This window comes from Pseudomonas sp., assembly GCF_051660785.1.
Taxonomy (GTDB): Bacteria; Pseudomonadota; Gammaproteobacteria; order Pseudomonadales; family Pseudomonadaceae; genus Aquipseudomonas.
Genome location: NZ_JBOFQE010000095.1, coordinates 23,184 through 36,153 on the forward strand (window position 1 = coordinate 23,184; position 12,970 = coordinate 36,153).

Annotated in this window: 13 protein-coding genes; 10 read left to right on the plus strand and 3 right to left on the minus strand. The window is 57.5% G+C overall.

Annotated elements, in window-relative coordinates:
* The first annotated feature begins 14 nt into the window (after positions 1-14).
* The 3 genes from ACRC4F_RS27420 (at position 15) to astA (ending at position 3,593) form a co-directional block, all read left to right on the plus strand.
* Positions 15-1,364, plus strand: a complete 1,350-nt coding sequence (locus ACRC4F_RS27420; protein WP_438662172.1) for an APC family permease — start codon at positions 15-17, stop codon at positions 1,362-1,364.
* A gap of 119 nt (positions 1,365-1,483) precedes the next feature.
* Entirely contained in the window at positions 1,484-2,500 is a 1,017-nt protein-coding gene (locus ACRC4F_RS27425; RefSeq protein ID WP_438662173.1) for an arginine N-succinyltransferase, read from the plus strand.
* 58 nt (positions 2,501-2,558) lie between these two features.
* Positions 2,559-3,593 carry an arginine N-succinyltransferase gene (astA, locus tag ACRC4F_RS27430; RefSeq protein WP_438662174.1) on the plus strand — a complete coding sequence of 345 codons (1,035 nt, stop codon included), beginning with the start codon at positions 2,559-2,561 and terminating at the stop codon, positions 3,591-3,593.
* A 559-nt stretch (positions 3,594-4,152) separates the two neighbouring features.
* Here the strand turns inward: astA and ACRC4F_RS27435 are convergent.
* The gene (locus tag ACRC4F_RS27435; protein WP_438662175.1) at positions 4,153-4,392 is read right to left on the minus strand and encodes a hypothetical protein; all 240 of its coding nucleotides are present in this window, start codon (positions 4,390-4,392) and stop codon (positions 4,153-4,155) included.
* On the opposite strand from ACRC4F_RS27435, the gene ACRC4F_RS27440 reads away from it, so the two are divergent.
* The 5 genes from ACRC4F_RS27440 to ACRC4F_RS27460 all read left to right on the plus strand — a co-directional run bounded on the left by ACRC4F_RS27440 (position 4,393) and on the right by ACRC4F_RS27460 (position 7,443).
* Positions 4,393-5,262 (plus strand): isocitrate lyase/PEP mutase family protein, encoded by an 870-nt coding sequence (locus tag ACRC4F_RS27440; RefSeq protein ID WP_438662176.1) that lies wholly within the window; start codon positions 4,393-4,395, stop codon positions 5,260-5,262.
* A gap of 249 nt (positions 5,263-5,511) precedes the next feature.
* Positions 5,512-5,691: a hypothetical protein gene (locus ACRC4F_RS27445; protein ID WP_438662177.1), complete on the plus strand. Its 180-nt coding sequence runs from the start codon at positions 5,512-5,514 to the stop codon at positions 5,689-5,691.
* A 127-nt stretch (positions 5,692-5,818) separates the two neighbouring features.
* Positions 5,819-6,592, plus strand: a complete 774-nt coding sequence (locus ACRC4F_RS27450; protein WP_438662178.1) for a hypothetical protein — start codon at positions 5,819-5,821, stop codon at positions 6,590-6,592.
* Positions 6,589-7,230, plus strand: a complete 642-nt coding sequence (locus tag ACRC4F_RS27455) for a transposase (protein ID WP_438662179.1) — start codon at positions 6,589-6,591, stop codon at positions 7,228-7,230. The genes ACRC4F_RS27450 and ACRC4F_RS27455 overlap by 4 nt, the downstream gene beginning before the upstream one ends.
* Positions 7,231-7,266: 36 nt before the next feature.
* Positions 7,267-7,443 (plus strand): hypothetical protein, encoded by a 177-nt coding sequence (locus ACRC4F_RS27460; protein WP_438662180.1) that lies wholly within the window; start codon positions 7,267-7,269, stop codon positions 7,441-7,443.
* 245 nt (positions 7,444-7,688) lie between these two features.
* On the opposite strand, the gene ACRC4F_RS27465 is transcribed toward ACRC4F_RS27460, so the two are convergent.
* Positions 7,689-8,927 (minus strand): M20/M25/M40 family metallo-hydrolase, encoded by a 1,239-nt coding sequence (locus ACRC4F_RS27465; protein ID WP_438662181.1) that lies wholly within the window; start codon positions 8,925-8,927, stop codon positions 7,689-7,691.
* 148 nt (positions 8,928-9,075) lie between these two features.
* Positions 9,076-10,149 (minus strand): diguanylate cyclase, encoded by a 1,074-nt coding sequence (locus ACRC4F_RS27470; protein WP_438662182.1) that lies wholly within the window; start codon positions 10,147-10,149, stop codon positions 9,076-9,078.
* Positions 10,150-10,426: 277 nt separating this feature from the next.
* Here ACRC4F_RS27470 and ACRC4F_RS27475 point away from each other — a divergent pair, with 277 nt between their 5' ends.
* Together ACRC4F_RS27475 and ACRC4F_RS27480 are read left to right on the plus strand one after the other, a co-directional pair.
* Entirely contained in the window at positions 10,427-11,881 is a 1,455-nt protein-coding gene (locus tag ACRC4F_RS27475; protein WP_438662183.1) for a flavin-containing monooxygenase, read from the plus strand.
* Between the two features lie 22 nt (positions 11,882-11,903).
* Positions 11,904-12,851: an alpha/beta fold hydrolase gene (locus tag ACRC4F_RS27480; RefSeq protein ID WP_438662184.1), complete on the plus strand. Its 948-nt coding sequence runs from the start codon at positions 11,904-11,906 to the stop codon at positions 12,849-12,851.
* Positions 12,852-12,970 lie beyond the last annotated feature (119 nt).

A 12,970-nucleotide genomic window follows, 5' to 3' on the forward strand; every position in this document is an offset into this window, starting at 1 on the left:
AGGAGTAGGGCTTCATGGAAATAGAAGAATTCGGCTACAAGCAAGAGTTGAAACGTAGCCTGTCGCTGACCGACCTGGTGGTGTACGGGATGATCTTCATGATCCCTATCGCCCCGTTCGGTGTGTACGGTTACGTCAACGCCGAAGCTCCAGGGATGGTGCCGCTGGCCTACATCATCGGCATGGTCGCGATGCTGTTCACGGCGTTGAGTTACGGCAGCATGGCCCGGGCGTTTCCGATTGCCGGCTCCGTCTATTCCTACGCACAACGCGGCTTGAACCCACATGTAGGGTTTATCGCCGGTTGGCTGATGCTGCTCGATTACCTGCTGATTCCGCCGCTGCTCTACGTTTATGCGGCCATGGCGCTCAATCACCTTTACCCGGACATTCCCAAAGTCGGCTTCATCCTGGCCTTTCTGGTCAGCGCTACCTTTGTAAACCTGCGGGGCATCACCTTCACTGCTCGTCTGAACATCATCTTTCTGCTGGCACAGCTGGTGGTGCTCGGGATTTTCCTGTTCTACGCCTGGAACGCGCTGCACAACGGCGGCGGCAACGGTCATCTGACCCTGGCGCCGGTGTACAACCCTGAAACGTTCAACTTCGCGCTGCTGATGCAGGCGGTGTCGATTGCGGTGCTGTCGTTCCTCGGTTTCGATGCGATCTCCACCCTCGCCGAAGAGATCAAGGGCGATCCGGGCCGCAGCGTCGGCAAGGCAGCGCTGATTACCCTGCTGGTGATGGGCGTGATCTTCGTTGTGCAGACCTGGATTGCCACTGACCTGGCGGCCGGCATGGGCTTCACCTCCGCCGACACTGCCTTCTATGAAATAGCTGAAATCGCCGCGGGCAGTTGGCTGGCTACCCTGACCGGTGTGGCCACAGCCCTGGCCTGGGGCGTAGCGGTCGCCATCACTTCGCAAGCGGCGGTCTCGCGCCTGCTGTTCGGCATGGCCCGCGACGGCAAGCTGCCGAAAGTGCTGGCCAAGGTTCATCCGAAACACAACACCCCATACCTGAGCATCTACCTGGTAGCGCTGCTGTCGCTGCTGATCTGCTACCTGTTCATCAACTCGGTGGACATCCTCACCTCGCTGGTGAATTTCGGCGCTCTGAGCGGTTTCATGTTGCTGCACCTGACGGTCATCAATTACTACTGGCGTCGGCAGAAGTCCGGACAGGTGATCCGTCACTTGATCTGCCCGGTGATTGGCTTCGTCATCGTCGCGGCCATCATGTACAACATGGGCGTTGATGCACAAAAGCTGGGCCTGATCTGGATTGCCTTGGGCCTGGTGTATCTGTTTTTCCTCAACAAGCTGGGCGCCAGCACGGCGCTGCCCGATCCGAGCAACGGCTGACAAGAAAAAGAGCGGCGTCTGACAAGAAATCAGGCGACCGCCGATTTAATGCGTGGAAACCGACAGTGATAGTCAGGTTCGGTACACATCGCCGAACCCTTTGATACAGGAGTACATCCATGCTGGTCTTACGCCCAGTCGAGTTAACCGACCTGCCTCAGTTACAGCAATTGGCGCGCGACAGTCTGGTCGGTGTCACGTCCTTGCCGGACGACACTGAGCGCCTGCGGCTGAGGATTCTCGACTCCTGTGCTTCGTTCGAAAAATACGTTGAGGTTAATGGCCCGGAGAACTATTTCTTCGTGCTGGAAGATCTCGCGGCCCGGCGTCTTGTGGGTTGCTCGGAAATCCTCGCCACCGCGGGCTTCGACGAACCGTTTTACAGCTTGCGTAACCGCCACTTCACCAGCGCCTCCCGCGAACTGAACATTGAGCATGGCGTGCCGGCGCTGTCGTTGTGCCACGACCTCAACGGCCACACCTTGCTGCGCGGCTTTCACATCGACGCCGCGCTGGTACGAACGCCATTTTCAGAGTTGCTGTCCAGGGCGCGGCTGTTGTTCATCGCCGCCCATCCGCCGCGCTTTGCCGAAGCTGTGATTACCGAGATCGTCGGTTTCAGCAGCGGCGACGGGCAATCGCCATTCTGGGATGCGCTGGGCAAGCATTTCTTCGACCTGCCCTACGCCGAAGCCGAGCGGCTGTGCGGTCTGGAGAGCCGGACTTTCCTCGCCGAACTGATGCCGCAATACCCGATCTACGTGCCGATGCTGCCCCAGGCCGCACAGGATTGCATTGGCCGGATCCACCCCGATGGCCAGGAGGCCTTCGATATTCTTGAGCGCGAGGGGTTTGAAACCAACAGCTACATCGACCTGTTCGACGCTGGCCCAACGCTTTACGCGCGCACGTCGAATATCCTTTCCATCGCCCAAAGCCAGACCGCCACGGCGCAACTGGCTTCGCCCAACGATGCGCGCGGAAGTTACCTGGTGAGCAACGACTCGCTCAAGGATTATCGCGCCATCGTCACCGAGCTGAATGTCCAGGCCGGGCAGCCGGTGGGGCTGAGCGCCGAGATGTGCGCCGCCCTGAACGTGACCGATGGCAGCCCGATCCGGCTGATTGCCCTGTGAGCATCAACCGGCCACGTGCCCAACGACAGCGCCCGAACTGGCGCGAAGGAGCTGCATCATGATTGTCCGCCCGGTTAGCGTGACCGACCTGCCCGCGTTGATGGATCTGGTGCAACAGGCCGGCCCCGGGTTCACCACCCTGCCGGCCAACGAAGAACGCCTGGCCCACCGGGTGCGCTGGGCCCAGCGCACCTTTGCCGAACAGGTCGAGCGTGCGGATGCCGATTACCTGTTCGTGCTGGAGGATGACGATCAGCAAGTGGTCGGCATCAGTGCGTTGACCGGCGCCGTTGGCCTGCGCGAACCCTGGTACAACTACCGGGTCGGGCTGACGGTCAGTTCGTCGCCGGACCTGGGCATTCAGCGGCAGATTCCAACGCTGTTCCTGAACAACGAAATGACCGGCCAATCGGAAATCTGCTCGCTCTTTTTGCGACCCGACCAACGCCATGGCAGTAACGGTCGGCTGCTGTCCCTGGGACGCCTGCTGTTCGTTGCCGAATACCGGCACCTGTTCGGCGACAAGCTCATCGCCGAACTGCGCGGCAGCGCTGACGACCAGGGCTGTTCACCGTTCTGGGACAGCCTGGGCCGGCACTTTTTCAAAAAGGATTTCAGCCACGCCGATCACTTGTCGGGGCTGGGCAGCAAATCATTCATCGCCGAATTGATGCCACGACAGCCGCTTTACACCTGCCTGCTCACCGAACAGGCCCAGGCCGTCATCGGCATGGCACATCCGAACACCGAACCGGCGTTGAAAATCCTCAAGGCCGAAGGTTTTGTGCATCAGGGCTACATCGACATCTTCGACGCCGGCCCGGTGATCGAGGCCACGGTCGCGAAAATCCGCACCGTACGCGACAGCCAACAGCTGGTGTTGGCCATCGGTACGCCTGACGAGCAGGCCCCGGTATGGCTCATCCACAACCGCCGCCTGGAAAACTGCCGCATTACCACCGCCCGGGCCAGGCTGGTGGGCAACACTCTGATCGTCGACCGACTCACGGCCAAACGCCTGCAACTGCAGCCGGGGAATACGGTGCGGGCGGTGCCGCTGCGCAATCAACTGCATCAGGCAGTGGCCGCATGAGTCAGGCCGGTTTGAAAGCGTTTTCCAGGGTCACCCAATAGCCGTTGGCCCGGCAGCCGGATTTGTTGTTCTTACCCGTCGCGGCCAGTACTTCGCCAAACCTCTCATTAGACATACCGGCCTACTTCGTTGACCTGTTGTACATGACCTGCTGTTTCACGCGAATCTTTCATAACAGGGCCTGACGTCCACCGAAAACATTCAACAACAACTCCTAACATTAAATAACAACTAACGATTTGCCATCAACCAGCCCCCTCACCATACTAATAACACCAATCACTACAACAACCGGGCTTTACCATGCGACACATAACAAACTCCTGGGCCAACACCCCGATTTTTCGTACCGCAACAAACATCATCAACACTTCAACACAAATAGATAATGTAATGAATTGCTGGGGTCCGACACCACGCTTGAATATCGGCAATATTCATGAGATCAAAAAATATTGGCTATTGGCGACAAACTCAATCAGCAAGTAACTCCAACGCCTGAAATCAACTTCGACCAAATAAAGTGGACTCGTTCATGATCGAGACAATATCCACGAAATCAAGAAAATCTGGAGTGCGCCAGCCCACGGCTGAAGCCGCTCTTGTTGAATGCACAATCGGGGCTGCCGACTGAAAAAGTCTGCAGCTTTTTTTTGCTCCGAGGGAGGCGTAAAGCAAAAGGGCGAATGTTCTGCAAAATCGTCATCCTCCTCCACCCGCCCGCGTGATAGCCTTTTGTTCCTTCGGCGTTGACACCTTTGCTCAAGCCTTTCCATTCCTTTGTATTGGTGGAACTCATATGTCCAGGCTTTCTCATCAAGATTTGCGCCGTAATTTCCGTGAGCTGTTTGCTTCCAACGCCTGCTACCACACGGCGTCGGTCTTCGACCCGATGTCGGCCCGCATTGCCGCTGACCTGGGGTTTGAAGTGGGAATCCTCGGCGGTTCGGTCGCCTCGTTGCAGGTCCTGGGCGCACCCGACTTTGCCTTGATCACCCTCAGCGAATTCGCCGAACAGGCTACCCGCATCGGACGTGTCGCCCAATTGCCGGTCATCGCCGACGCCGACCATGGCTACGGCAACGCGCTTAACGTGATGCGCACCATCGTCGAACTCGAACGTGCCGGCGTGGCCGCCCTGACCATCGAAGACACGCTGTTACCCGCTCAATTCGGTCGCAAATCCACCGACCTGATCGGCGTAGCGGAAGGTGTCGGCAAGATTCGCGCGGCATTGGAAGCCCGGGTCGATACAGAGATGGCAATCGTTGCTCGCACCAATGCCGGGATTCTGCCGGTGCAGGAAGTCATCAGCCGCACCCGGCAGTACCAGAAAGCCGGTGCAGACGGGATTTGCATGGTGGGCGTGCGTGACTTCGATCACCTCGAACAGATAGCCGAACACCTGAGCGTGCCGCTGATGCTCGTCACCTACGGCAACCCGCTGCTGCGCGACGACAAACGCCTGGCTGAACTGGGCGTGCGGGTGACCATTGATGGTCATGGCGCTTACTTTGCGGCAATCAAGGCAACATACGACAGCTTGCGCGAACAGCGGCAGATCTTTACCCAGGCGTCGGATTTGAGTGCTACCGAGTTGACTCATACCTATACGCAGCCTGAGGAATACATACGTTGGGCGGAAGAGTTTATGAGTGTGAAGGAATAAGTCCTCTCTGAATTCGGCTCCTGATGCCACTTGTAATTCGGCCGGTAGATGCAATGTCACCGGCGGAATTGCGAGCTATCCTAGGGCCATTGGCCACCCTCTGCTTCGACGCTCAAATACACAACTAAAAACAAACATCAATATTTAATAACAACTCCCACGTTGATATTAAATATCGCCCTCTATATTCTCCAAACCGCTAAACATTCGTCCATTGGCACTGCAAACTTAAACGCGTTGGAGATACCTATGAAAGTCGCTACCAGCAACTGGCAAAACACCCCTCTATTACACACCGAAGCTAAAGTCATCAGCACACCGACAAAGTCCACGCACGAAGCCAACTGCCCCGGCCTGGATGGACTTCGCTTTAACATAGGTAACATTCACGAAATAAAAAAATACCGAAACGGTTCCGCCAAGCATTAAGACCTTATAGCGTATAAGGTGCTGCAACCCTTCAGATACTCGTGACGGCCTGGCTGCACCACTCCTCTCTGTTAAACGGGCTCAAACATCCGTTTCACCTCACCATGAGAATTAAGCCGGATTTTTCATGATAAAAACGTTGCTGAATCCTGACTTGAAGCCTTCAGAAATCTTGACCAGCATCAAGGCACTCAATATGAGTACTGAAGTAAAAAACCTGGCAGATGAACTACCCAAACAAACAGCACACACTGGTGATTCGTCTCACAGTGCCGAAATCCTGCGACTGACAAACACCCATACCGGAACGTTGACATTACATTGCAACAAAAGTGGCAATATCAGCCTCAAGGCGCCTGATAACGCAGCGGCGTCTGAACAACTCTATTCTGTACCCGGCAACAGTATTTTATTTGCGATCAACGCAGAATCGTTTTCCGTTCAACTCTACGCGCTTGAAGAAGATCATCTGATTCGCGAAGAGTTGGTCGTCGTGGATTCCAGCAACCCGTTATTTATCGACGGCACGAAGGTGCTGTTCGACAGCAATCCGACTGGCAACGGGCATCCGGCATTTATCGGCAGCATCAACCTGCCAGACAGAAGCGCAGACATCAGCGTGTTCGACCGCGCCTCATTGAGCAAAGTCGGCTGGTTTCCACATGACGATAGCGCCGCACGGTACCTGGTGAGTCTTGAGCTGCTTGAAGCCGCGCAAGACCCTGAGGCATGCAGAGTGGCTGAAGAATTGGTTTATCACTATCACCCCGCTGTCGCCTGGAAGGCATTTCAGGTGATCCAGCAAACGGATCCGCAGGCCGCATTGAGTTACGTGCCGCTGCTGAGAAACCTGCAAAACAATCGCTTGGATTTTTTACTCGACCAGAGTGAAGCGGCATGAAATTGAAGACGTTTGTCGAGCGTATGACGGCTTACGATCTGAAGCGAGACAGGCTGAAGATCGTGGAAGATCTGCGTCAACTGGCTACAAACCGGACGTTGCTGAGCGAGCACCTTTACACCACTATTCAACAGGCGGGTTTTAGTACAAAAAACAGTCTGTATGGCGCTTATGCATTTGTACTGCACTACAACGACCTGTTTACTGTCCGTTTGGGTTTTTGGTCCCCGGTCACGTCACACGATGAAAGTGAAACGTTCATCTATGATTTGAATCACACCCATGACTTTGAAATCTATGCGGTCGGTTACGGCGGTGACGGCTACACCACTGTTTCGCGAAAGATACTGGATCAAACGCCGTTACAAGCAGGAAAAAGGCCGGCGCTCGGTGAAGAGCGAGTACTTAAACTTGCACCCGGGGAAGTCCTTCACATGCTTCCACTAAAGGAAATACACAAGCAGCTTCCACCGAAAACCATGTCCGCCTCGTTGAGTTTGCTTATTCATCCCCCGCAATCGGTTAAAACCGAAGAAGCCTGGTGTTTCGACGAAAACTACGTACCGACTTACCCCGGTATTGCCACGCAGGAAACAGCATTCTATGAAAATACGCTGTCACTGCTTGAACGGGCTTAGAAAACTGGCCCCCTCCAAACTGAAAAAGGAATCAACATGAACAAGCCAATGAACAACTGGAATAAATCTTCGCTTCTGCGCGCCGGAACTAGCGTAATCAATACGCCGGTCAAGACAACCATGGAAGCGCCGTGCAGCGGTTTTATTCCTCGTTACAACGTGGGCAATATTCACGAAATCAAGAAGTTCTGGAGCGTTCCAGTGCAAGGCTGAAGTTGTTCTGATTAACTGCATTAATGAGACTGCAGACTGACAAGGTCTGCAGTTTTTTTGAGTTTAGAAAGGGGGCTGACTGAAAGTCGCAGGCTTTTTACCCGCCCGTACGTTATTTCATCAACACCAGAAATCCCTGTGACGAAGGAGCCTGCTCCCGCGGACAGCGCAGCAGTCCCGTTTTTGGGGCTGCTTCGCAGCCCAGCGGGAGCAAGCTCCCTCGCCACAGGGGGAGATCCAGCCGCTTACTTGGCCAGTTCCATAATCATCCGCGACAGCAAGTAAATGCGCGGCGCCACGCTTTCTACTTCTGCGTACTCTTCAGGCGTATGAATATTGCCGCCAACAATCCCGAACCCATCCAGCGTCGGCGTGCCCACACCGGCCGAGAGGCTGGCATCCGCCGCCCCGCCGCTGCCTTCTTCTGTCAATTTACGCCCGATCTCTCCGTAAATCCCCTGGGCCATGGCCATCAGCCGATCCGACTCCGCCGTTTGCGGCATCGGCGGTAATCCGCGCTGGAGTGTGGTCGTGACCTCGGTATCCGCAATCAACTTGTCCTTGGATACCCGCGCCAGGTCTTTCTCGATCCGGTCAAACTCTTCCGGCACCGCTGCCCGCACGTCAGCCTTGGCCGTGGCCTGGTCCGGGATCACGTTGGTGCGGTCGCCAGACTTGATCACGGTGAAGTTGATGGTGGTTTTCTTCTCGGCGTCGCCCAGTTTGCCGAGCTGCAGAATCTGGTGCGCGGCTTCCATGGCCGCGTTGCGCCCCAGTTCCGGTGCGACACCGGCGTGGGCCGCCTTGCCTTTGACTTCGACCACGGCGGTGGCACTGCCCTTGCGCCACACCACCAGACCATCCGCCGGGCGGCCCGGCTCAAGGTTGAGGGTTACGTCGTGGGCCTTGGCGGTTTTCTTGATCAGGTCGGTGGCGATGTCCGAGCCGGTTTCTTCGCTGGCATCGAGCAGAAAGGTGATTTGCGCGTAATCCTTGAAGTCGAGGTTTTTCAGGACTTTCAGTGCGTAGATCCCGGCGACGATGCCGCCCTTGTCATCCATCACGCCCGGCCCGTAGGCGCGCCCGTCCTTGATGTGGAACGGGCGCTCGGCGGCCGAGCCTTCCTTGAACACGGTGTCCATGTGCGCCATCAGCAGGATTTTCGCCTTGCCGGTGCCTTTGAGGGTGGCGATCACGTGGCTGCTTTTATCCGGCGTATTGGGCACCAGTTCAATGGTGGCGCCGAGTTTTTTCAGCTCGTCGATGGCGATGGCGCGCACTTGCGTCAGGCCGGGCTCGTAGCCGGAACCGGAGTCGATGTTCACCAGCCGCTCCAACAGTTTCAGGGCTTCACCCTTGTATTGCTCGGAATCGGCGAGGACCTGTTTGTGCGGTTCGGCGAAGGCTGTCGGGGTGAATACGCCGAGGGCGAGGGTCAGGCCGAGGCTGGTGGCCAGCAGGGAACGAGGGAGATTGAGCGTCATGAATCGATCCTTGTTTCGTGTCGGGGAACCGAAACCCTACCCCACTGAGCTGCTTGACTCTATGCCCAATGCGACACCTATAGACCTGACACACCACAACTCCCTTTGTAGGAGCAGGCTTTTGTGGCGAGGGGATGTGTGCGGCCCTTCAGACCCGATCGAGCAGTTCGTGCTGGGGCTTGCCGCCAATGCGGCTAATGACGCGGTTACGGCCCGTGCTCTTGGCTTCGTAGAGCGCCTGGTCGGCATCGTTGAGCCACAAGGTGGCGTCGGTGTGCGCAGGGTTGAACGCCGCCAGGCCAATGCTCAGGCTGACTTTCAGCGCGGGATCCTGTTCGTAGCCCAGGGTGGCGAAGCGGTCACGCAAGGCGTCCATGGCAGCCGCCGCGCTATTGAGGGGAAAGTCCGGGAGGAGCACGCAGAATTCGTCACCGCCGTAGCGCCCCGCCACGTCAGTCGCTCGCAGGTTCTGCTTGAGCATTTTGCTCAGCTGTCGCAGCACGATGTCCCCGGCGACGTGGCCGTAGGTGTCGTTGATGGTTTTGAAATGGTCGATGTCGATCAATGCAATCGCCCCGCCCTGCTGCTGGCGTTGGCAACGCTGGAATTCAATTTCCAGTTGGTCTTTCCAGGCGCCATGGTTCAGCAGGCCAGTGAGGCTGTCGGTTCGACTCAGGGCCAGCAGTTCGCGCTTGTGGCGGCCGAGGGTGGTGGCCTGACGAAAACAGATCAAGCCCAACGCCAGGGGATACACGATCAACAGCGGTAAGCAGGCGTACAGCTGCATCGGACTGGTTTGCGCGAAGACGACCGGTGTGAAAATCAGCAGGCCGACACCGATCCCGAGAATCTGCGCGACCGTACCCACCAGCAGAAAACGCAAACCGCCGATCGCCACGTTGTTCATGGCCATCATGGACAGGGTCGCCGCGCTCGGCAGCGGATTGAACTGCATGGCGGCGACCCAGAAGCCGCCGAGAAAGGCGTCGACCAGGATGTTGCGATGCTCGGCATGAAAGGGCACCTTCGCCCGGCGCGCCCATTGATAGGCAACGTGCGGCCAGAGCACGCCATTGAACACCATCAGCACCCAGACCCAAGGCGCCGGTTTGAGCGGATACATCGCCGCGCCTACGCACAACAATCCCAGGGCCAGGCCCAGGGTGCGCGATGTATAAAGCCTCCTGGCCAGTGAAAGCCCTTTTCCTCCCGTTTTTCCCATAGAGGCCTCTGCGTCACAGAACGGAACCAGACACCACAAGGGTTGCGGGCGTGCTGGGAGTCTATCAGGGCAACGTTAAATAGCCATCACCGGCAGGCAGCCTGAATCCGACGCTACCTGTGCGAGCGTGGCTTGCCCGCGAAGAACGATGACGCGGTGTGCCTGATGTACCGCGGCGCTCCATTCGCGGGCAAGCCCGCTCCCACAAGTTATGTGTGCAGGGTTTGGGCTATACATGAAGGAAGGGTTGGATAAACAACGATAAAAAAGGAGGCCCATGCAGACCTTTCAAGTGTTGATCATCGGCAGCGGTTTTGGCGGTCAGTGTGCGGCGATCAATTTGCTCAAGGCAGGCATCGCTGATTTTCGCCTGCTGGAACGACGGGACTTCTTTGGTGGCACCTGGTGCCAGAACACCTACCCCGGAGCGGCCGTCGATGTACCCTCGCCGCTCTACTCACTGTCCTTCGCCCCTTACCGCTGGACACAAATGTTCGCCGGACAGGCTGAACTGCACCACTACACCCAGTACGTGGTGGACCACTTCGGCCTGCGGGACAAGGTCGAACTGGAGGCCAATGTCGAGCGCATCGAATGGGACGCCGACGGCCAGCGCTGGGCGGTGCACACCGGCGCCAAAGGCACGTTTCACGCGCAGTTCCTGATTAACGCGACGGGGCCGCTGAGTCAGCCGGTAGTGCCTCATTTCGACGGCCAGGAGCGCTTTCAGGGCAAGACGTTTCACACAAACAATTGGGATCACACCTTCGACTATCGCAACAAACGCGTTGCCATCGTCGGCAGCGGCGCCAGTGCGGCCCAGGTTATCCCGACCATTGCCCCCGACGTCGAGCACTTGCATGTGTTCCAGCGCACGCCGCACTGGGTATTGCCGCGCGCAGACCGCATCTTCGGACCTTTCCAGCGTTGGCTGCTGGGCCTCAAACCCGCGTACAAACTGCTGCGCTGGATGCTCTACTGGCAATTCGAAACACGGGTGATTGCCTTCAAATATTCCAAACCGGCCATCCGCATGGTCCAGCAACACGCCCTGCGCTTCCTCAAACGCCAGGTGCCCGACCCGGAATTGCGCCGCAAACTGACACCGGACTTCACCATCGGCTGCAAGCGCGTGATTGTCTCAAGCACCCTTTATCCGGCCCTCGGTCGCGGCAACGTGACGTTACACAGTCGTGAGCAGGGCATCGCGGCCATCGATGAAAACGGCATCGTCACTCAGGACGGTCAGCACATCGACCTGGACCTGATCATCTGGTCCACCGGGTACGACGCCACCGACGGGGTGATTTCCTACACAGTCACCGGCAAGAACGGCACGCGACTCAAGGACGTCTGGGCACAGTATCCGCGGGCTTATCTGGGCACCAGCCTGCCGGATTTTCCCAACTTGTTTATCGTCACCGGGCCCAACACCGGCATCGGCCACACCTCGGCGCTGTTCATCATCGAATCGCAGATGAATTACATACTCGACTGCATCCGCACGCTGAAAGAACACGGCTTGCGCAGCATCGAAGTACGCCCCGAAGCAGAACGTACCTACACTGAGATGATCCACCGCGAAATGGAGCGCACCGTGTGGAAGTCCGGAGGCTGCCACAGTTGGTATCAAAGCAGGAGCGGTCATGTGATTGCCATGTTTCCGGGGTTCAGTTTCAGCTATCACCGGTTGACCCGGACACTGAAACCCGCTGATCACATTTTGTCCTGATCACGTAGAAGGAAAATGCCCGATGCTTGTGTTGGTTGTCCTTATCGCAGTTTTTGCAGCCTGGAGCTGGCTGAGTTACCCGGCCATCGGTTACTGGCTCTATGACCTGAATATGGCCCTGGAAGCCAAGCTGTATCGGCTGCACAAGATCGTCGTGCCAATCACGGAAATGACCGTCTCGACCTGGCAAGGCGGGCCGTATGAAGCGTCCAGCAGTGTGCTGATGCTGCACGGGTACAGCGCCGACAAGAACATCTGGCTGCGCTTCGCCCGGCACTTTGTCGGCAACTATCGGGTGATCATTCCCGACATCGCCGGTCATGGTGAAACCGGGTTCAAGGCCGGTGGCGGCTACGATATCCCCCTGCAGGCCAAGCGGATGATTCAGCTGCTGGACGTTTGCGGGGTCGAAAAAGTCCATGTGATCGGCAACTCGATGGGCGGCTACATCGCGGCGTGGCTGGCGGCGACTTACCCGGAGCGGATTGCCTCCGTTGCCCTGATCGACCCGGCCGGCGTCACCGCCCCCGAACTCAGCGACCTGGAGCGGCATCTGGCCAAGGGTCACAACCCGTTTCTGATTCACTCACGGGAGGAGTTCCGGCGCCTCTACGCCATGACCATGGCCGAGCCACCGTGGGTGCCTGGCGTGGTAATGGACGCTATTGCGCAGCGCTATGAACAGAGTCGCGATGAGCTGGAAGAAATCTTCAACGACTTCCGTGCCAGCCCGCCGATGGAACCGAGACTCCCCGACATCAAGTGCCCCGCGTTGTTGCTGTGGGGGCACAAGGACCGCCTGATCGATGTCAGCAGCGTGGCCGTCTGGAGTAAAGGCATCGCTGATTTACGCGTGGATATCTGGGACCACAGTGGCCATATGCCGATGGTCGAGCAGCCGGCCAATACAGCGCGGTTGTATCGGGAATTCCTCGGATCGCTGCGCTCGGAAAGCCGTTCACACCTGTGATCCCCGGTTGGTGTAGCAGCTGCCTCGCGCAGTTCGGCAGCTGCTACACCGGCACAGTGAATGCAGTCCTTGGCAGAATGAAGTCCGTAAGATTCTTCGTTTGTCGGCGTTGCAGAAGG